Origin of the sequence: Wolbachia endosymbiont of Onchocerca ochengi, from assembly GCF_000306885.1 — a bacterium.
Taxonomy (GTDB): domain Bacteria; phylum Pseudomonadota; class Alphaproteobacteria; order Rickettsiales; family Anaplasmataceae; genus Wolbachia.
This window is the reverse complement of the sequence record NC_018267.1, coordinates 276,773-297,644: the sequence shown is the minus strand read 5'-3', so window position 1 is coordinate 297,644 and position 20,872 is coordinate 276,773. Positions and strand designations below refer to the sequence as shown.

The 20,872-nt window shown below is 32.6% G+C and carries 14 protein-coding genes, 1 tRNA gene and 1 pseudogene; 5 read left to right on the top strand and 11 right to left on the bottom strand.

The features are described 5' to 3' along the window. Positions 1-4 precede the first annotated feature (4 nt). Positions 5-391, bottom strand: coding sequence for a hypothetical protein (locus WOO_RS01135; RefSeq protein ID WP_014868863.1), 387 nt, complete (start codon positions 389-391; stop codon positions 5-7). A gap of 140 nt (positions 392-531) precedes the next feature. Between WOO_RS01135 and WOO_RS01130 the strand changes: the two genes are divergently transcribed. Continuing rightward, positions 532-1,560 (top strand): aspartate-semialdehyde dehydrogenase, encoded by a 1,029-nt coding sequence (locus WOO_RS01130; RefSeq protein WP_014868862.1) that lies wholly within the window; start codon positions 532-534, stop codon positions 1,558-1,560. 1 nt (position 1,561) lies between these two features. Here the strand turns inward: WOO_RS01130 and WOO_RS01125 are convergent, their stop codons facing one another. After that, positions 1,562-2,623, bottom strand: a complete 1,062-nt coding sequence (locus tag WOO_RS01125) for a 5-(carboxyamino)imidazole ribonucleotide synthase (RefSeq protein ID WP_014868861.1) — start codon at positions 2,621-2,623, stop codon at positions 1,562-1,564. Between the two features lie 96 nt (positions 2,624-2,719). On the opposite strand from WOO_RS01125, the gene apaG reads away from it, so the two are divergent. Next, positions 2,720-3,124, top strand: coding sequence for a Co2+/Mg2+ efflux protein ApaG (gene apaG / locus WOO_RS01120; protein WP_014868860.1), 405 nt, complete (start codon positions 2,720-2,722; stop codon positions 3,122-3,124). Positions 3,125-3,150: 26 nt separating this feature from the next. On the opposite strand, the gene WOO_RS01115 is transcribed toward apaG, so the two are convergent. After that, positions 3,151-4,749, bottom strand: coding sequence for an ABC transporter permease (locus tag WOO_RS01115; RefSeq protein ID WP_014868859.1), 1,599 nt, complete (start codon positions 4,747-4,749; stop codon positions 3,151-3,153). A gap of 121 nt (positions 4,750-4,870) precedes the next feature. Between WOO_RS01115 and trhO the strand changes: the two genes are divergently transcribed. After that, positions 4,871-5,683 carry an oxygen-dependent tRNA uridine(34) hydroxylase TrhO gene (gene trhO / locus WOO_RS01110; protein ID WP_014868858.1) on the top strand — a complete coding sequence of 271 codons (813 nt, stop codon included), beginning with the start codon at positions 4,871-4,873 and terminating at the stop codon, positions 5,681-5,683. Between the two features lie 294 nt (positions 5,684-5,977). On the opposite strand, the pseudogene WOO_RS04325 reads toward trhO, so the two are convergent. The 4 genes and pseudogenes from WOO_RS04325 to WOO_RS01095 form a co-directional block, all read right to left on the bottom strand. Continuing rightward, positions 5,978-6,052, bottom strand: a pseudogene (locus WOO_RS04325) (hypothetical protein); the annotation flags it as partial. Between the two features lie 733 nt (positions 6,053-6,785). Beyond that, complete coding sequence (topA, locus tag WOO_RS01105; RefSeq protein ID WP_014868857.1) at positions 6,786-9,236, bottom strand: type I DNA topoisomerase; 2,451 nt, start codon at positions 9,234-9,236, stop codon at positions 6,786-6,788. A 2,100-nt stretch (positions 9,237-11,336) separates the two neighbouring features. Next, positions 11,337-13,055, bottom strand: coding sequence for a monovalent cation:proton antiporter-2 (CPA2) family protein (locus WOO_RS01100; RefSeq protein WP_014868856.1), 1,719 nt, complete (start codon positions 13,053-13,055; stop codon positions 11,337-11,339). Positions 13,056-13,067: 12 nt separating this feature from the next. Beyond that, positions 13,068-13,631 carry a thioredoxin family protein gene (locus tag WOO_RS01095; protein ID WP_014868855.1) on the bottom strand — a complete coding sequence of 188 codons (564 nt, stop codon included), beginning with the start codon at positions 13,629-13,631 and terminating at the stop codon, positions 13,068-13,070. 112 nt (positions 13,632-13,743) lie between these two features. Between WOO_RS01095 and tmk the strand changes: the two genes are divergently transcribed. Further along, positions 13,744-14,358 carry a dTMP kinase gene (tmk, locus tag WOO_RS01090; RefSeq protein WP_014868854.1) on the top strand — a complete coding sequence of 205 codons (615 nt, stop codon included), beginning with the start codon at positions 13,744-13,746 and terminating at the stop codon, positions 14,356-14,358. Positions 14,359-14,392: 34 nt separating this feature from the next. Here the strand turns inward: tmk and WOO_RS01085 are convergent. Together WOO_RS01085 and mnmE are read right to left on the bottom strand one after the other, a co-directional pair. Then, positions 14,393-14,480: transfer RNA gene (locus WOO_RS01085), tRNA-Ser, on the bottom strand. A 47-nt stretch (positions 14,481-14,527) separates the two neighbouring features. Then, positions 14,528-15,892 carry a tRNA uridine-5-carboxymethylaminomethyl(34) synthesis GTPase MnmE gene (gene mnmE, locus WOO_RS01080; RefSeq protein WP_014868853.1) on the bottom strand — a complete coding sequence of 455 codons (1,365 nt, stop codon included), beginning with the start codon at positions 15,890-15,892 and terminating at the stop codon, positions 14,528-14,530. A gap of 232 nt (positions 15,893-16,124) precedes the next feature. Between mnmE and WOO_RS01075 the strand changes: the two genes are divergently transcribed. Continuing rightward, positions 16,125-17,273 carry a SurA N-terminal domain-containing protein gene (locus tag WOO_RS01075; RefSeq protein WP_014868852.1) on the top strand — a complete coding sequence of 383 codons (1,149 nt, stop codon included), beginning with the start codon at positions 16,125-16,127 and terminating at the stop codon, positions 17,271-17,273. A 50-nt stretch (positions 17,274-17,323) separates the two neighbouring features. On the opposite strand, the gene petA is transcribed toward WOO_RS01075, so the two are convergent. Together petA and gyrA are read right to left on the bottom strand one after the other, a co-directional pair. After that, positions 17,324-17,923, bottom strand: a complete 600-nt coding sequence (gene petA, locus WOO_RS01070; protein ID WP_014868851.1) for a ubiquinol-cytochrome c reductase iron-sulfur subunit — start codon at positions 17,921-17,923, stop codon at positions 17,324-17,326. A gap of 108 nt (positions 17,924-18,031) precedes the next feature. After that, entirely contained in the window at positions 18,032-20,737 is a 2,706-nt protein-coding gene (gene gyrA, locus WOO_RS01065; RefSeq protein WP_014868850.1) for a DNA gyrase subunit A, read from the bottom strand. Positions 20,738-20,872: the final 135 nt, after the last annotated feature.

The window sequence follows — 20,872 nt, the reverse complement described above, 5'->3', positions numbered from 1 at the left end:
TTGTTCACTTGTTTGGCATTACTCTTCTTAAGCTTGCTCTGCCTACTTCTTCTATGTATTTATTATTTATGTGAGTCTCATTTTTTGCTTTACTGAAGTGATCTGTTTGTAATCTTAGTTTGTATATTTTTCTTTTAGGTGTAGAAATTTTTGCTAAAAACTTTCTTATTACTGGTATTGATTTTGAGAAGCCTCTTGGTTTTGAAGGTTGTTGTTCTATTTTTGCAAGCTGTGTTTTAATAATTTTTATAGCATACTTTCTATCGTTAAAATTTGTCTTATATTTTTTTTGCAAAAGAGCGTTTTGGATTCTTGATTCATTAATTTTTTTAGTTTTTTGAGGTATAGCTGATATAGATTTTACCTTAGTTTCATTATATCCTTTATTCATCTCTCGCTTTATTGTGTAATATTATTAATATTGTGTAATAATAACTAAGTTATAGTTAGTTTCAAGGTAAAGATATTAAAATAATTGTAAACTTTATTAGTAAGAATGTAATATGCATTTAAAGTTAGAGGTTTATCTGTATGAAACATAAGATTGCTGTTGTTGGAGCAACCGGAAGAGTAGGACGTGAGGTACTAAGTATACTAGCTGAGTTTCAGGACAAAAAAAAATTTTCAATAGATTTTATTATTGCATTTGCGTCTAAAAAATCAGAAGGAAAAAAGGTAAGTTTTTGTGATGAAGAATTGACTGTTTCATGCCTTGAAGGCTATGACTTTGTTGGGGTTAATGTAGCTATTTTTTGCGCTGGATATTATGTTTCTGAAAAGTACGTACCAGTTGCAACAAAGGCAGGGTGCATTGTAATAGATAACGGCTCTCACTTTAGAATGAAGGAAGGCATACCACTGATCATTCCGGAGGTTAATAAGGAAAAAATCGCAGAATATAAAAATCACAACATAATATCTAATCCAAATTGTACTGTAATACAGATGCTGTTAGTATTACATCTATTACACCAAAAAGCAAAAATAAAAAGGATTGTTGCTTCAACTTATCAATCAACTTCTGGTGCAGGTAAGGCAGCAATGGATGAACTTTATAATCAGACAAAAAAAATATTCATGAACGAAACTAAAAAACCCGAGATATTTCCTAAGCAGATAGCATTTAATTGCATTCCTCAAATAGGAGAGTTTATGAAAAATGGTTCTACAAAAGAGGAATGGAAAATGCAAGAGGAGACAAAAAAAATTTTAGGTGAAGATATAAAAGTAACTGCAACTTGCGTCAGGGTGCCTGTTTTTATTGGTCATGCTATAGCAGCACATGTTGAGTTTAATCAACACATAACTGAGGAGCAAGCTCGTGAAATACTCAGTAAGGCTGAGAATAATGGAATTTTAGTGCACGATAGGCGTGAAGATGGCGAATATACAACTCAAATTGATGTAGTACAGGAAGATGCAGTATACATATCACGTATTAGGCAAGACAACACTGTCAGACATGGATTAAATATGTGGATAGTAGCTGACAACTTGCGCAAAGGTGCAGCACTAAATATAGTGCAGATTCTAGAGATTTTAACTAAGGAATACTTATAAATTAATAACTTAAATCTATATTAACATGTCCCATTTTACGCTTATCTCTAACCTCTTTTTTCCCGTATATGGTTAAACTAGCTTTTTTATCGCTCAAATACCTATTAGAATAGTATATATTATTACCTATTATGTTTTTTGTCATGCAAGGAAAGCGCAATACTATTTCTTGCATAGGCAATCCGCATATCACTCTGACTAGCTGCTCAAACTGACTAATGTTACATGCATCTAAGCTCCAGTGGCAAGAATTATGAGGCCTTGGAGCAAGTTCGTTAACTAGCAGCTCATTATTTTTGGTAATGAAAAATTCAATAGCTAGAATTCCTATTATATCAAGTGCATGTGCTATTTTTCTTGCGACTTGTTGTACCTCTTGAGTTAACTTGTTGTCTATTTTAGCTGGTACAATTGAAGTATCGAGTATCCCATTAACATGATGATTCTCTGCTATAGGGAAAAGAGCCATTTTACCTTTTCTATCTCTCGCAATGACTATTGAAACCTCTTTTATTAAGTCAATACTTGCTTCAAAAATATATTGTTTCTTCCAATCAAAAGAAGCAAATTGCTTTACTTCAGAGTCGTTTTTGATTACAAATTGTCCTTTTCCGTCATAACCCATTTCTGTCGTTTTTATCCTTATTGGATAGGCAAAAGTGCTTCTGCTTTCTAACATCTCATCATAATTTTGTATGCTTTTATAATCAGCAGTTTTTATACCTAAATCTCTAATAAAGTCTTTTTCTCTAAGTCTGTTTTGTGAAATATATAGTGCTTTTTTACTAGGATAAAACTTTACATATTGAGATATAATATCAACTGCATCACATGGAATATTTTCAGATTCAATAGTAACTAAATCTACATTACGTGCAAAAGATTCAAGCGCCTTTTTGTTGGATAAGCTTGCTACCGTTAAGTTATTAGCAACAAAGCAGGCTGGATCATCCTTAGCATTGGCAAAAATATGTATTTTTTGTCCAAGCTTTGTTGCAGCGATAGCAATCATTTTACCTAGCTGTCCACTACCTATTATTCCTATCATCCTTTTGCTAAGCATCTGTTCATATTATACTGCTAATTAGAATACGACAATATGCTTGAAGAATCCATGAGAATAGTGTACAACTAAAGTATTGTTTTCTCTATTGCAATAATGACTCTAGAATATACGCTTACTACTAATTCTGTTGAAGTGACAGTTCTACCAGTTTATATTGAGGAACAATCGATCCCTTATGAAAACTGCTATGTGTGGATGTATAATGTTAAGATAAAAAATAAAGGATCATCAGCTATTCAATTGCTAAGCCGCCATTGGCAAATAATAGATTATAAAGGAAAGGTGAATGAAATTGCAGGTGTTGGTGTTATTGGAGAGCAGCCTGTGATTAAACCTGGAGAAGTATTTAAGTACACAAGCGGAACGTATCTAAATGCACCATCTGGAATAATGCAGGGTAAGTATGAGTTTCTAAATGAAGAAAGCACAAAAACTTTTGAGGTTATTATACCACCTTTTTCTTTGGATAGCCCATATATAAATACTAGACCACATTAAGTGGCTATTAATTTCTGCAAAAAGTTTTATTTTTTGTTTTCATCATCAAGCTTAAACAAAATTATTATAGAGATTAAACCTATTATAACTATCATCAAAGAAAATGGGGCAGCTTCTCTGTAACGTTCATCGCTTACAAGCTCAAATATTCTAGTTGATATAGTCTCAAAGTTAAATGGTCTTATAATGAGTGTTGCTGTGAGTTCTTTAATAGTATCCATGAATACGAGTAAAAATCCTGATATTATACTTTTTTTGATGAGAGGAATATGAATATTTAAACATGTGGAGATAGGTCCATGACCCATAGCGTGTGCAGTCCACTCAATTTCGTTTGGCGTTTTTTTGAGTCCTGACTCAATTGCTCTAAAAGATATAGCAAAAAAACGAAATAAATATGAGTAAATTAAAGCGCCAATGGTTCCTACTAAACTAATTTCCTTAATATATTGAGTAGCAAAAGAAGATATTTTGCTTAAAAATATTATTATACTAATCGCAATAATTGCGTTTGGAATTGCATAACCTAAAGAAATGAGACGTGCGATACTATTAATTACCCTATTTTTTCGTGCCGTATACCCGATCATTATTGCGATGTTAATTGAGATTAGTGCAGTAATAAATGATAAACTAAAACTGTTTGCTATTATGTTATAGAATTTTGACTCATATATGAGAAATCCATTTTCTATACTCCAATATATGAGTGGAATAATTGGAAAAATGAAGCCTATTAATATTGGCAGTACACATATGATGTAGGCAAAAATCAATGGTAAGGTACCGCTTATACTTCGCTTATTGTGGTAGTCTGCATTAGTATTGATTGTAGAATAGGATATTCTCCTTTTTTGTAGGATTTTTTTAATAGTTGTTAGTACTATAATGAAGGTCAATTCTGCAATTGCTAAAATAGTTGCTGAATATTTATCATGTAATAAAAACCAAGTGCGATATACTCCTGTGGTGAAAGTGTCAATTGCAAGAAACTGTGGTGTACCAAAGTCTGTAATCACTTCCATTAATACTAAAAATAGTCCACCTATAATTGATGGGCTTATAGAGGGTATTATGATGGAAAATAGGCTCTGTAATGAGGAAACTCCAAGTGTTGATGCAATAGTAACTGAGTTGCTAACATTTTTTAGATTTGAGCGGACTAGTATGTAAACGTATGGATACAAACTGAATCCCATCACCAATATCCCACCACCTAAAGATTTAATTTCGGGAAACCAATAATCGCCTTTGTTCCAGTGAAAAATTTCTCTTAACAAACTTTGTATTGGACCTGAAAACTCCAGCGTATTGACGTAAACAAACGATACTATATATCCAGGAATTGATGTTGGAAAAAATAAAGCAACTTCAAAAAGTCTACTTCCGGGAAATGAAAAAAAAGTAGTTAGCCAGGCCGGCACTACTCCAAATATAAAAGATACACTTCCAACTCCTATTATTAAAATTAATGTATTTAGTATGTATTCAGGGAAAAGTGTACTGATGACCCACACGGAATTTGCTGATTCTGTAAGTAGGATTGATATTAATGATAATATAGGACAAATAAATAGTATGCTTACTAGAAATAAGAATATATTTTTAAATATTCTTAAAGGCATTAAATTCAATTCACGCTTAATATTAAAATGTTATATACAAAAACTAAAGATATCCAGAGAAGATCTATTGAATGCTTTTGTAACTTTATATATTATGCTTTAAATTTGTGGATTAATAGTTATGAGTTTTGTTGTTGCAACTTTTTATCACTTTGTAGAACTTTCTAATTACTATGACATGAAAGATACAATAAAAGCTGTATGCAGCGACCTTAAATTAAAGGGTACTATTCTTCTTGCAGAAGAGGGTATCAACGCAACTATATCTGGTGAAAGAAATGCAATTGATAAAATGTTTGATTTTCTACGTTCTGATTACAGGTTAAAAAACCTTATGTGGAAAGAAAGTACAGCAGAATTTCAACCGTTTAATAAGATGAAAGTAAGGTTAAAAAGAGAAATTATAAACTTCGGTATAGGTAATCTTGATATTTCTCTTAGAGGTAAGTATATTGATCCAGAGCATTGGGATGATTTTATCTCTCAACCTGATGTCTTAGTGATAGACACACGAAATAAGTATGAAGTAAAATTAGGTAAGTTTAAAGATGCAATCGACCCAGATACTCAATATTTTCGTGAGTTTCCTCAGTGGGCAAAGTCTTTCTTTAAGAACAAAGATCTGAAAATAGCTATGTATTGTACAGGTGGAGTTAGATGTGAAAAATCTACGGCATATATGAAAGAACTTGGGTTTAACAATGTGTACCATCTTAAGGGTGGTATTCTTTCTTATCTTGAAAAGACCCATAATAAGAATGATAATTGGGAAGGTGAATGTTTTGTTTTTGATGATAGAATTGCTGTTAATAGCTCACTTATTCCGAGTGACAAAATAAAATGTATGTTCTGCTCAAATCGAGTTTTAACGAGTGGGCTAAAATCAGTCTCACGTGGTCAGGTGATTTGTTCTGATTGTGAACTTCATGATTAGAAGAAAGTTTCTGTGATGAGGTATTTCTGTTTTCTGTATCTTCTTTGGTAAACCCAAAATTGGGGTTAAATGTATTTCAAAGGGTAGGATAATTTTCATCTACACCATTACTGGTACATTATTGGAGTATATCAGAACCTCAGTTGCACGTTAAATCACTTTACGTAAAGAGCTTGAAAAAAGTGCTAAAAGCTGATTCTAACATAGAAAGGTATATCTAGCTGGCAGGCCGCGCTAATTATTTCCTTATTCTTAGCAGAGAAAGCAATTTTTGTTCTATTATTATCTTTTATATTATTTAGCTACTGCTTTGAAAAGAAGTTTTACTATATTAGGCTTATTGGAAAAAGCAGCATAATGCAACGCAGTTTTTTCTCACCCTATTTAATATTCATATGGATACTCTGTGAAGAGATAGTACATTTCTGCCAAAGGTAGTATCTTACAATGGTGTAGACCCCTCTGTTTGCTATTAACATTAGCGCTATTATTTAGGTTTTAGGTATTGGGCATGATTAGAATAATTATTCTCAATTGCTCAAATAGATTTGAGAAAGTTTTTTGCTTCATCAATTCTTTTTTATTATTGTCTAATAATCTACCTCAATCTTTATTGGATACTCCTATAATTTAGGTTGTATTATTTAGGCTTGCTTTTTTCTAAGCGGATAAAACTTTTTTATCGATTTTTTAGTATATGGACATATTGCGTTGTTTTCCTTTTTTTATATCCATTGTGAAATTGCATGGTATCCATAGATATTCTTTGATGTTGAATTACCGCCATGCATTATATTTTTAGTAGGTTTTAATATTAAGTTTATTATTTTTTCCCTATCGAGGAAAAAATGTTTCTTTCCTCAAGGTAATTATTGTTTCTTTCAATTGCCTTTTCAGTATGTTAACCTATTAAATGCTCGTAATTTACTGGTCTATTTTTATTATCAGGATACTCCTTTAAGGTTTTATAAGTCATAGCTTCTGATACCATTTAACGTAATTTAACTTTTATATATATTAATAATTGATAATTATTTTTAATTAAAAATTTGATATTTTAATTCTTTTTATGAAGAACTGTGAACGTATACTCTTTAAATATTTACTTTTTATTCTTAATCAAATCTAAGGCCTTCTTCAGGTCTATGCCTTCAATATCTGCATTCTTGCCTAAAGCGACTTTTGTTTTACCACTCTTTATATAAAATCCGTACCTACCATTGTGAATGAGAACTTCTTTTCCATTTTCATTAAGCCCGAGAGATTTTAGCTCTTTTTGTGGGCTGTTTGCTATAATTTGTACAGCTTCATTCAACTGCGTTTCCAATACTTCTTTTAAGTTCTTTTTAAGAGAGAAGTATTTACCATCATGGAAGATATAGTACCCGAATCGTCCAAGGCCCATTTTTACTTCTTTTCCAGTGTTTGGGTGTTCTCCAATTACTTTTGGCAAGGAAAGTAACTGTGTTGCGGTGATTAGATCAATATCATTAATATTTATGTCTTTTGGTATAGACCTCGTTTTTTTCTTTTCTGACTCATTATTGAATTCTAAATAAAATCCGAAAGGACCTTTTTTAATTACCACTTCTTGCCCTGTCACATTATCTATACCTAAACTTTTTGGGTATTCTAAATTGTCATTGCTACCAGTAATTTTTTTTGTATGATTACATATAGGGTAGTTAGAACATCCAAGAAACACTCCAGCTTTTCCAAATTTCAATTTCAATGAGCCATCAGAACAATTAGAACATTTTTTATCTATTTCTTCCTTTTCTTCTTCAGAACAAAACCAATCAACTACCAGGTCGTGAATGCCATCGAAAATTTCATCATGTGTCATTTGTTTAACAGAATTTACAAGGTTAAAAAATGGTATCCAGAAATAGCTTAGTTCTTTTTTCCAATCTGCACGTCCATTCGAGATTAAATCAAGCTTTTCTTCCATTTGTGCTGTAAAATTATATTCTATGCAATTCTGAAAGAAAGTTTCTAAAAATATGGTAACGATTTTACCGCGGCTGCTTGGAATAAATCTTTTGTTATTCATTGCAACGTACTTACGGTCCTGCAGTACAGAAATAATTATCGCATAAGTTGATGGACGTCCTATGCCGATTTCCTCCATTTTTTTTACGATACTTGCTTCACTGTAACGTAGTGGCGGTTGAGTAAAATGTTGTTTTAGGTCAACAGAAATCAACTTGCATGTCTCACCTTCTTTCATGGTAGCTAGAAGGCCTTCATCCTCAATATCTATATTATCATTATAAACTTTATAGAAACCATCAAAAAATATGTTTGATCCACTAGCTCGTAAAATTATTTTCTTATCAGTAGAGCTAATCTCAACTGCCACCTGATCGATGATCACTGATTTCATCTGACTTATAATGGTTCTTTTCCAAATCAAATCATATAATTTAAATTGTTCTGGTGTTAAATAGCTCTTAATGCTATCCGGCGTTCTATTTATGTCGGTTGGGCGAATTGCTTCATGTGCTTCCTGAGCGTTTTTGACCTTTTTTACATATTGGCGGGGAGACTTTGGTAAATATTTGTTGCCATACAATGATTTAATCAACTCTCTAATTGAGATTATAGCCTCATCCGCAATGTAGAATCCATCCGTACGCATATAAGTTATCAGTCCTATAGTCTCACCGCCAATATCGATACCTTCGTACAAGTTTTGTGCTATGCGCATAACATTTTTCACATTAAAATGCAGCTTATTTACTGCATCTTGCTGAAGACTTGAAGTAATAAATGGAGGCAGAGGACTTCTCTTAACTTGCTTGTGCTCTACTGTTCTTATAGCGTATTGTTTTGATTCAATATCTCTTACTAAGTTTTTTGCTTCTTCTTGATTCTTAATATCAAATTTTTCTAGCTTTTTATTGTCATAGTAGCTCAGCATAGTAAAAAATGTTTTGTCTTTGCTATTTTGCATTTCTGCCTTTATGCTCCAGTATTCTTGTGGTATAAATTTGTTAATTTCATCTTCTCGTTCGCATATAAGCTTAAGTGCAACAGATTGCACTCTTCCCGCAGATTTGCTTCCCGATAATTTCGTCCATAGAAGTGGTGATAAGCTAAATCCAACTAGATAATCCAAAGCTCTACGTGCTTGCTGTGCACGCACTAAGTCCATATTTATTTTGCGTGGATTCTTGATAGCCTCTTGCACCGCCATTTTTGTTATTTCGTTAAGAACTACTCTATGAATGTTGCTTTTGTTATTGATTGCTTTTCTTTCTTTTAATGCTTCTACTACATTCCAGGCTATTGCTTCTCCTTCTCTATCTGGATCTGTTGCAAGGTATATATCCGATGTCTTACTCGCTTCCTTAACTAACTCTTTTACATACTTTTCTGCTTTTTTGATAATCTCATACTTTATAGCAAAATCATTATCTGGATCAACAGAACCGTTCTTCACTGGAAGGTCTCTTACATGTCCAAAAGATGCAGCTACTTTGAACTCTTTGCCCAAATACTTACCTATCGTTTTTGCCTTTGCAGGCGACTCAACTATTAATAATGCCATATTATTATATTAGTACTTAAAGATAATATGTTGAGGAATATACGGTGAAAAGTAAAAAAATATTTTAATTGTTATTGTGAATTGTATACAATGAATTATTGACTGTTATCAAAATCTTGAACATTGCTGTTTTCAAGTACTTTCGAAGTCTTACTACAACAATATTGCTTGCGGCGTCAGCCAGATAACTAATTTCAACTTGCTGTTCCAGAGACTAATATTTCTAGGTAAACTAGAATGGCTATTTTTCTGAAATAGTGCTAACTACTGTTAACATAGAAGCAGCTATGATAGAAAATTTGCTACTTTTTGTGTTTTGTGAACAGATCCTTTGTTAGCCACCGTCCTTGAGGAACTTAAGTCGTTTTTCTTCCTTATCACTTCAGTTAGTAAGCTCAATAATTTTACAGTTGTAGCTATTACTGTTTTAATGCTTTAATGGATATTCTACTCTCTTTTTTCTTTAAATCACTTTGACTTAATTGATATCTTTACATTTTTTAGAACAAATATTCAGCACTTCCGAGTGTCTTTTTGTCACCTATATCCTGTATGATAAAATTGTGAATTCCAATACTTAACGGCTTCTTTTTTAGATACTGATTAAGAACAATATTGCCTCTTTACTTATCTGGAAGAAATCCGTAATTATCTAAGTAACATTTACTTGTCTGAATTAGATAACTCATAAAAAAATGCAATTTCGTATGCAACTAACGACATCTAATAATTATCATTTTTATTAAAAATGAATATTAACACTTATTTATATCGTTTTTCTATTTATTCAGTGCTTTAAATAGAATTGTTCTGTTTTTATAGCATACTTATAATTCCAAAACTGCATCATTGTTGTTGGTCCGTTTATAGAGATGCTTTCTCTTATTCCATGAAATTGTTATTATCTAACTGGATTCTATAATTTTTTTCTAAGGTTTCATGAGTGTAATCTGTACTTGTAGAAATATTATTATTAAGATCTAAATAAAATTTAGTAACTAGGTTACTTATAGATACACCGGAAGATATAAACTTACTTAAAGCTTTTTTGCTTTCCTTATCAATTTCATTATTAAGTAAGTTAAACTATTCGAAGTTTATCAGTCAGATATTAGCTAAAATTTTTATATCTTCATTACTAATATTATTGTCTAATAAATTAAGAAAAGTAACTTCTGTGAGGTTACGGTTTGTTAGAACCATTTGTTCATTTATTGTTAATATTATTACCATGCACAGATCAAGTTTGGTAAGCTTAACTAATCCTTTTTTGTATCTTCGTCATTGATTTACAATGTTTAAAAAGAAAGCTCTGTAGTGCCCTATTTAACTTTATAAAAACTTACTAGATTGCTTGTGTTAAATTACTACATAGCCAACATAGAAAGTCTATAACTATCAATATGTTCCTTAGAATTGATTCTTTCTACTTATCTAATATCATCTAATATCGTATAAATATACTAGCTAATACTTCAAAAATATCAATTGTGTAAAAACTTATAAGAGAATACCGGACTTTATTGTACCATAAAAACAGTTATTTTCTGTATTACTTCTTTGTCATCTTAGTATCCTTTTTCTTTTGTCATCAAGTAGCTATACTGTGCGATATAGCTTTTTATGGACTTGTTAAAGGTGTTTTAGTATAATACAGCTCTTTTTATGCTCATTATCTTGATGTGCTTGCTGATAAATTAAACTCTGAATGTCAGTTTAATCATATTTATGATACCTTTCTGAGTTACTTGAATGATACCTTTTTACCAGTTCATAAGTTGCTTTAATATTTAAGGAATTTACTAAGTAAAAAAAAGATAAAACCTCATAAACTAGCATCTATTTTCAGTATTAGTGCTTCTATGCTGTCTTAAATGCTATGTAAGCGTATTTCAGATTTATAGGTCAAAACTTAAAAATTTTATTAAGGCATAAAAAGTCAACTAAATGTTTTAATTATTATGCTAGGAAAGTTGGCAAAATTTATCAAGTAAGTTTCTCATTTTTAATGTTGCAGTGTTTGTATAGTTGTCTGTGTACAGCTAGTGTTGAAATTAACCTAGCTATAAACTGGAACAGTAGAGGAGAATTGAACAAATATCACTCATCCATATCGCTACTAATATCCTTTATCATACTGTAATTGCCTTTTCTGAACCTATTTTTTAAAGATGCAACTCCACTTTCACTAATTCCACTTAAGCTCAACGCTGCACCACCTAATTGTAGTCCCATTTCGGATGTTTCAGGGATAATTTTACTAGCTCCTAAATCTCTGTAGATCTCTACATTGCTCAGATCTGGCAGGCGTATTATAATACTTACATGCGGGAAATTTGCTGCAACTAGAGAGATTATCTTTTTTATAGTCACTTCGTTCTTTATTGAGATCACAAGAGCCTGGGCTCTTTCTATTCCTACTGATTTTAAAATTTCATATCTTGTAGCGTCTCCAAGATATATAGGAAAGCTATCATTTTTTCCTTCTTTGACTATTTTTGACTGAATGTCTACAACAACGTAGCTTAAATGCTCTGCAGTAAGCATTTTTGTTACCATATATCCTACCCTGCCAAATCCAGCAACTATTACATGATTGTAAAGATCTTGTGTGTCTGTTTCGACAGCTTCGTCGTCTAATATTACTTTTTCAGTGCTAAATGAATTTGCTATCCACTCTCCAAGTCCTGATAAAAGAGGAGTGAAAGCCATAGTTACTGTAGTTAACATCATGAGTACCTGAGCGATTTCACTTGGTAGTACATCTAGCTCATCTGCTAGACGGAATAGAATAAATGCAAATTCACCTCCTTGGGCAAGCAACAACCCAGCTTGTATAGCAAGTGCACTTTTAAATCCAAAGAATCTACATAATACATATATCATGGATGTTTTTAAAACAATAAGGATGACTGACAATAAAGTGATTAGCGGTAGTTTACTAAGCAAAAGATCAATATCGATAGACATACCGACAGTCATGAAAAATAAGCCGAGGAACAGATCTTTAAATGGTAACACTGCGTGTTCTACTGAATGTCTGTGCTCTGTTTCTGCGACTAATAATCCAGCAACAAATGCACCTAGTGCCATTGATAAATGAAATTGCTCAGTAATAAATGCTGCTCCTAGTATTATTAGGAGTGTTGTTGATATAAAGACCTCGTTGCTTTCCATTTTAGCAATAACCGAGAATAAGGGCCTAAGCAACAACCTACCAGTTATAAATATCAATACTAGTGCAATAGTTGCTTGTATTAGTGAACCTACTAGTGAGCTTATCAGGCTATTTTCAGAGTTACTGGTAAGTAAGGGCACTAATACTATTAGAGGTACTACTGCGAAATCTTGCATTAGTAGTACTGCTATTGACAACCTACCAACTTGGCTTGCTTGAGAACCTTTTTCCTGCAAAACCTGCAACACTATTGCTGTTGAGGACAATGCAAGTCCGCCACCAATAACTGCTGCCATATTTGTATTCACTCCAAAAGCAAGAGCAATGCACCATATTGCTACCATAGTAACTATCACTTGAAGAGAGCCAAATCCAAATACATGAATACGCATGGCGATAAGGCGTTCAAATGTTAATTCAAGACCTATGATAAATAATAGAAAAACTACACCAAATTCTGCAAAATTATCCATTGCTTTAGCTGAGTGTATTAGATTAAGTCCATGAGAGCCAATCAATGCACCTGCAACAAAATAACCGAGCACTGGACTGATATTCATTTTCCAAAACGCTATAACTATAAATACAGCAGCGGAAAGTAAAATTATAATATCAAATAAATACTGAGAGCTGCCGTGCATGAGATGTTTAACCTATCGAGACCACTTAATTGAACAACCGATACTTGGCTTTTGGTTAACTGGAGAATTACCAGTTTCTGCGATAAATTTCATAGCTTGAAATAAATCACTACTACCTATTTTGTAGTTTTGAACTTTTTCTTTTTTTGCATTATTGAAGCGTCCGCGATAACGAAGTTTCAAATTAGCGTTAAGGCCAAAAAAGTCAGGAGTACAAATAGCGCTATACTCTTTAGCTACTTTTTGTGTACTATCAATTAGATATGGAAATGTAAATTTATTTTTCTTAGCAAAATTAATCATATTTTTAAAGGAGTCTTCTGAATATTCATTTACATCATTTGGCATTACTGCAACAGTGTTAACCTGATAAACTTTTTTTAATAAATCAACATCGCTTACCAGATCACTAATGATTGATCGAACGTAAGGACAGTGGTTGCATATAAACATTATAATAAGACCATTTTTGCCGCGACAGTCGTTTAATGTATAGTATTTGTTATCTACACCTAAAAGATTAAAATCCTTTGCAGTAAAGTCTAAATCTACCTTAGGAGTATTCAGTGCAACCATAGCCTAAAGAGAGTTATATATTATATGTAGTTTATGATCTTATTGCTTAAATGTCAAATAATTCCTGTGTATACTGTTTACATGTTTTTTTAGCATTTCAATTGTAGAACTTATGTTTATAACATTTGAAGGAATAGATGGCTCTGGCAAAACAACACAATCTGAGTTGCTTGCAAATCGTCTTAAACAAATTTGCGGTGAAAATTATGTGATATTGACTAGAGAGCCAGGTGGGAGTAGTTTCGCAGAGAAGGTAAGAGGAATACCTTTGAGGGACAATATTGATCCTATTTCTGAACTTCTGCTATTTGTTTCAATGAGGTATGAGCATATGAAAAAATTAATACTACCAGCTCTAGGAGAAGGAAAAATAGTAATTTGTGATCGGTTTATTGATTCAACGATTGCTTATCAAGGATATGGGTTAGGTATTGACTTAAAACTGATAGAAGATCTCCATGAGTTACTAAGAATTAGATGCCCAGATATCACGTTTATTCTAGATATTGATGTTCAAGTTGGATTAAACAGGGTAAATTATAAAAATAAATATGAAGAGATGGATATCTGTTTTTATGATAAGGTTAGAAGAGGATTTCAAGAAATAGCATTGAAGAAGACCAATAGGTGCCATATTGTCACTCAAATTGAAGTTAAAGACAATAGCCAAGTATATAGTGAAATCTATGATAAGGTTATCATTCCAAGGATTAGTTTTTTAAAGTAGAATCTTGATTTATATGGGTAACTAAAAGAATATACGGACGGAATGGGATTCGAACCCATGGTACGCTTGCCGCGTACGTCAGTTTTCAAGACTGATGCCTTAAACCACTCGGCCATCCGTCCATTTTTTTTTTACCATAACATTCGATTTCAAGCAATCTATAAAAATTTCACTTGCCTACACAAAAATTGTTAAATATATTACTCAATATTTCTTCAACATTGATAATTCCTGTTATCATACCAAGTTCAGAAGCAGCAAGCCTTAAATCTTCGGATATTAGCTCAATTGGATTGTCTATACTAAAACGTTGTAAATGTTCTATAGCTTTCTTCATGCAATTTCTATGTCTTTGTCGGGTAATTACAGGTGTATCTTTATCGTAACCAAATTTTTCCTCTACTTTTTCTTTAATCACAGAAATTAGTCTCTCTGTACCTGTTCCTTTTAAAATAGAAATAGGTAAGAAATCTATACCATCAATTTTTATATAATGATCGTTGCTGATATCATCAGCTTTGCTCAACACGTAAATAGTATTGCCTTGACTTGGTTTCATAAGAGTGGTTGATATTGAAATGCATTTCTGGACTTCAGTTTTAATGACAGTAGAACTATAGGGGAATAGCTCTATTTTTAAATCAGCTTCACAAGACTTCTTTCTTGCTCGGCTTATACCTTCTGATTCTATTGGATCTGAACTTTCACGAATTCCAGCAGTATCAGAAAGGATAATTGGATATCCACCAATGTCAATATGAGCTTCAAGTACGTCTCTTGTTGTGCCTGCATATTCAGAAACAATAGCGATATCACGTTTAGCAAGGAAATTAAATAGTGCTGATTTGCCAACGTTTGGTTTACCAGTTATTACGATATGTAAACCCTCACGTAACCTTTCACCTCGCCTATTATCATTTAAATGATCTTGTATTGACTGCATAAGAGCTTGCACTTCATTATTAATTTTTTCCAGTTCATTTTTTTCTATTGTGACATCTTCTGGAAAGTCTATATATACTTCGATTTTTGATTGTATCGTTATTAATTTCTTCCTCCAACTGTTGGATAGCTTTTCTAGTTCTCCTGACATCTGCCTAATTGCTTGTTTAGCTTGCATTTTTGTCTCAGAATTAATCAAGTCTGCGATTCCTTCTGTTTGCGTTAAATCAAGTTTGCAATTTAGAAAAGCCCTGAGCGAAAATTCTCCAGGTTTGGCCATAACAAAAATTTTTGATAATTCCTCCAAGATTATTTTTATAACTGCCTTGCTTCCATGCACTTGCAGCTCTATAATGTCCTCACCTGTAAAGCTGCTTGGAGCAGGAAAATAAATGATTATTCCATTGTCAATTAATTGACCTGAATCGTCGTATAAATCGACTAAAGTAGCAAACCTTGGCTTAATATCTTTCTTAATATGAAAATGACTTAAAGCTTTAAGCGCATGATTACCTGAAATTCTAATTACTGCAACACCTGATTTACCAAATACAGTTGATAAAGCGAAGATAGTTTCATCTCTATTTGTCATACATGAACTAGTTTATTTCTTAGCAATGTTACATATAAGAAATCAAAATACCTAATTTGGGAATACTGAAAGTTTTCTTACTCTATTAATTTATACTAATGTAATATTGGTATGTTAAATAAGTTGAAATGTTTATCAATATGTTTATGAAGAGAATTTTTAAAAATTATTTATTAGCTAGTATCAATTTTATACTTATAATAAAATTAGTTATTAGTAAATAATCTTGTTTATGTGTAAAACACTAATTTTGTTGTTGGTGATCTTGCCAATTAAGTTGCTTGCAGTTGAAATTGAAATTGTTGCAGATGTAAATGGTGAGCCAGTTTCAAATTTAGATGTTGAGAAACGCATTAACTTAATAAGTTCATTGTTTGGCACCAAAGATGGAAGGGAACTGAAGCTTCAAATTCTTAAGCAGTTAATAGATGAAATTATCATTATCAATGAAGCGCGAAGGTTAAATATAGAATTGAGTAGTGAAGAGTTAAATAATGCTACCATACTATTTTTAATTCAAAACTTTAAGATTAAGACTGATAAAGTCGATCAATATGTGAAAAAATATAATATAGACCTTAATCTTTTGAAAAAGCAGATAGAAGGTCAACTGTTGTGGGGTAAGATCATTGAAACGAGAATTGTACCATTTATCAATGTAGGCGATAAAGAAGTAAGTGATGCACGAGAGCAAATAGAAAAGCCGGATTATCTTATTATGCTTCAAGAATTTATAGTTCCTAACCGGAGAGACGAGAGTGTTTATAGTACAGCTGAAGATTTAGTGAAGAAATTACGCAATGATAGTAACAACTTCGTTCCAGAATCTACAATAAAAATGCGTAAAACAACAGTTAATTTAAATCAGCTGAAAGGTAACCTCAAGGGCATTCTGGAAAGATTAGAAACTGGTGACGTAGCAGGTCCAGTCAATCTCAGCGAAGGCTATTCCATTATAAAAGTAATAGATAAAGTACAACTTGATTATGCGCTGTTGGAAAGTACTTTAGAATTGAAACAGATTATAGTTAAAGACTCAGAAGATTTATTGAACAATCTCAAGAAGCAAAAGGTAAATTGTTTAAATTTTGATGAATTGGCAAGTAATCTTAAACTGCCAAATTCAAAGGAATTTAAAATAAAAGTACGGAGCTTAAATCCTCATTTACAGGCTTTGTTTAGTAAAATAGGTATGGATGAAATAGTAGAATTGAGAGAAAATGGCACCACAAGGTTGATGATGTTATGTGGCATTAAAAACAATACGGTAGATATAGAAGCAGTTAAACGGCAGATATATCAACAAAAGATTATGACACAAAGCAATTTGTTACTAGAGGTTATGCGTAAAAATGTAGCTGTTAGTTATCAATATAGCTAAAGTATGGAGATTATTCGAAATAGAGTATAGTTTGGTTATTAACGTATCAATTAAGCTTTTTTGCCAATTACCACAACATTTTCACTTAGAAAAAAGTAATTAGGTATAGCCATATTTTTCGGTGCAGGGCCTCTAATTACTCTGCCTGATGTATCATAATATGAACCGTGACAAGGACAGAACCAACCATTACCATCTTTTGTAACATGATTAACTGGTACACATCCAAGATGGGTACATATTCCTATCATAATTAACCATTCATTTTTTCCCTTGTATACTCTTTGCTCATCTGGCTCAGGGTCTCTTAGACTTTCTACATTGGCAGCTCTTGCAGCGTCAATTTCTTGCTTTGTACGTCTGCGAATAAGTACTGGTTTACCTTGCCATTTTACTTTCTTTTCTTGTCCTTCTTGAATATTAGATAAATTAACCTCAACTGTGGACATTGCTAAGACTTCAGAGGAAGGGTTCATAGACTTAATCAATGGCCAAAAACTACTTGCAGCTCCTATGCCTGCCATAGCGCATGTAGTTAATATTATGAAATCTCTTCTACTTTTATCTTTAGTAGAGTCTTTAACAGGAAATATTTTTTTATTTTCCTTGCTTACCGGTGGTTTTTTACTTTTAGTTAATTTCTTGTTCATTAATCTCTATTTTGCTGTATAGTCTATATTTTAATCTAAATGCTGTAGATTAATCAACAAAAACTTGCATTTTTTGCTTTTAGCTACACCTGCCGCATTACTACAAAATCAAAAAGAAATAGAGCCTTCAACTTCAGAAATGCTGTCTTCAGTGGAACCATGATCTTCAATCTTTGCTGCTGACACCACCTTCTCTTTACTTTTTGTTTTAAATAGAGTGACACCTTGAGTGCTACGTCCTGTAATTCTGATTTCATTAACCAAAATGCGAATTAACTTTCCTTTGTCTGTAATGAGCATTACATTATCACCATGTTCAACTGGAAAGCTGGCGATAACATTACCGTTTCTACTAGTAGTAAGAATATTGGTAATACCAACACCGCCTCTATTGGTTACCCTATACTCATATGCAGAAGTTCTTTTACCAAAGCCATTTTCAGTTATAGTTAGTATAAACTCTTCATTAATTGCGAGCTTTAAGAATAATTCATTATCTATTCCTAAATCATTCAAGGTCTTTTCTAATTTAGGATTGATAGAGTTACTAACTGCAGATTCCAGCCTTTTTGCGAGTGGGATTTTTAAGTAAAGCTCTTTTGTTTCTGTTGCGACGCCTATGCCATTTAGTATAGTCATGGATATCACGCTGTCATGTTTTGCAAGTTTTATACCTCTTACGCCGTCTGAATTGCGGCTTTTAAATTGGCGCACATCGCTTACGACAAATCTGATACCTTTTCCAAGCGTTGTTGAAAGTAAGACATGATCAATTTCATTACATACTTTAACCGATATTAGTTTATCTCCTTCATTGAGTTTTATTGCTATTTTCCCATTATTTGGAATATAATCAAAGTCCGCTAAAGAGTTGCGTCTTATGTTTCCATGAGCAGTAGCAAAGACTATATTCTGATTTTCGTCACTCTCACTTGGCAACGGCATTATATTGGTGATTGTTTCACCATCAGTAAGAGGAAATATATTAACAAGCGCTCTTCCACGTGCAGTTGGTTCTGCGAGTGGTAACTTATAAACTTTTAGTCTATAGACTCGACCAATGTTGGAAAAGAATAGAAGACTAGTGTGAGTATTTCCAACAAATAGTTTTGTGATTACATCTTCTTCTTTTAATCCTTGTCCTAATTTCCCTTTTCCACCACGACGCTGAGTTCTGTAGTGAGAGAGTTTCACGCGCTTAATATAGCCATTCATAGTTACGGTTACTACCATATCCTCTTTTGGAATGAGATCTTCGGCTTCAATATCTGTATCTGATTCTTCTATTGTAGTTTTTCGTGATACGGCAAATCTGTTCTTTATTTCTTGTAAATTATTTTTTATTTCTTTCATTAATTTTTTTTCTGAACCGAGAAAAGCGATATATTCTTTTATCAAGTTGACCGTTAAATTTAGCTCAGATTCTAATTTACTTTTTTCAAGGCCAGTTAAACGCTGCAATTTCATGTCAAGAATAGCTTTTACCTGTAGCTCGGTTAATCTATAATACACTCCATCTTTTAAAAAACTCATGCTATCTGAAATTAGTTCAATAATTGTGTTTATTTCAGCTGAAGTTTTCCATTCTTGATTCAAAAGCTCTTCACTTGCTTTTTCAGGATCTTTTGCACCACGAATAATTTTTATTACTTCATCTATATTCAAGACCGCAATGTAGAGCCCTATATATATATGAGCTTTTTCTCTAATTTTTCTTAGACGGAATTCTGTTCTTCTTGTTAATGCTTCTTTTCTAAAATCAACAAAAGCTGCTATGATTTCTTTTAATGACATTAAAGCAGGTCTGTTATTATTGAGAACTAAAGTGTTAACACTAAAACTACTTCTTAAGGGAGTAAGTCCCAGCATTTGATTGAGTACGAAGTCTGCTGCAGTGTTTTTTCTAAGATCAATCACTACCCTAATGCCAGTCTTATCAGACTCGTCTCTAATTCCTGTTATACCATCAATTTTCTTTTCTTTTACGAGCTCACCTATTTTCTCAATTAGTTTTACTTTATTTACTTGATAAGGTATTTCATCAATAACTATTGCTTGTTTATCCTGTGGTAGATCCTCTATATGGGTTTTGCCTTGTACGATAATTGAACCTCGACCTGTGGCAAACGCTGACCTTATTCCAGACTTGCCAAGGATCGTTCCTCCAGTTGGAAAATCCGGACCAGGTATCACTTCAAGTAGCTCGTCTAGAGTAACTTTAGGGTTATCTATATATAATATACAGGCATCGATTATCTCGCCAAGATTATGGGAAGGAATATTAGTTGCCATGCCAACTGCAACGCCACTTGCACCGTTTACTAATAGATTTGGAAACTCTGCAGGTAATACTACAGGCTCTGTTTCATTTCCATCATAATTTGGCCTAAAGTCAACCGTATCTTCATCAATATCATTCAATAGAAAGTGTGACATTCTATGAAGCCTTGCTTCTGTATATCGCATCGAAGCTGGTGGATCTCCATCTATTGAACCGAAGTTACCTTGTCCATCAATAAGTGGTAAAAGTAGAGAGAAATCTTGGGCCATTCTAACTAAGGAGTCATAAATAGCCATATCACCATGTGGGTGATATTTTCCCATTACATCCCCAACTATACGAGCGGCCTTTTTATATGGCTTACCAGCGTCATATCCGGCTCTTGACATCGCATACAATATGCGTCTATGGACTGGTTTAAACCCATCTCGCACGTCAGGTATAGCCCGGCTTATAATTACGCTCATTGCATAGGAGAGATAAGAATCTTCTAACTCTTTTACTATTGAGACTGGTACTATATTATTTTGCATTTTTTACATTTTTTTGATCAAAGCAATTTCAATATTAACATTTAGTTAAGTAAATGGTCAACTAGGAACCAGGCTGCGTTTGATTCTACTTTTTGTTTACAACAATAATATTGAGTTATAGAATAGTATTTTAAT

Coding starts and splice junctions, on each gene's coding strand:
- WOO_RS01135 (WP_014868863.1), bottom strand. CDS start 391: ATGAATAAAGGATATAATGAAACTAAGGTAAAATCTATATCAGCTATA.
- WOO_RS01130 (WP_014868862.1), top strand. CDS start 532: ATGAAACATAAGATTGCTGTTGTTGGAGCAACCGGAAGAGTAGGACGT.
- WOO_RS01125 (WP_014868861.1), bottom strand. CDS start 2,623: ATGCTTAGCAAAAGGATGATAGGAATAATAGGTAGTGGACAGCTAGGT.
- apaG (WP_014868860.1), top strand. CDS start 2,720: ATGACTCTAGAATATACGCTTACTACTAATTCTGTTGAAGTGACAGTT.
- WOO_RS01115 (WP_014868859.1), bottom strand. CDS start 4,749: ATGCCTTTAAGAATATTTAAAAATATATTCTTATTTCTAGTAAGCATA.
- trhO (WP_014868858.1), top strand. CDS start 4,871: ATGAGTTTTGTTGTTGCAACTTTTTATCACTTTGTAGAACTTTCTAAT.
- topA (WP_014868857.1), bottom strand. CDS start 9,236: ATGGCATTATTAATAGTTGAGTCGCCTGCAAAGGCAAAAACGATAGGT.
- WOO_RS01100 (WP_014868856.1), bottom strand. CDS start 13,055: ATGCACGGCAGCTCTCAGTATTTATTTGATATTATAATTTTACTTTCC.
- WOO_RS01095 (WP_014868855.1), bottom strand. CDS start 13,631: ATGGTTGCACTGAATACTCCTAAGGTAGATTTAGACTTTACTGCAAAG.
- tmk (WP_014868854.1), top strand. CDS start 13,744: ATGTTTATAACATTTGAAGGAATAGATGGCTCTGGCAAAACAACACAA.
- mnmE (WP_014868853.1), bottom strand. CDS start 15,892: ATGACAAATAGAGATGAAACTATCTTCGCTTTATCAACTGTATTTGGT.
- WOO_RS01075 (WP_014868852.1), top strand. CDS start 16,125: ATGTGTAAAACACTAATTTTGTTGTTGGTGATCTTGCCAATTAAGTTG.
- petA (WP_014868851.1), bottom strand. CDS start 17,923: ATGAACAAGAAATTAACTAAAAGTAAAAAACCACCGGTAAGCAAGGAA.
- gyrA (WP_014868850.1), bottom strand. CDS start 20,737: ATGCAAAATAATATAGTACCAGTCTCAATAGTAAAAGAGTTAGAAGAT.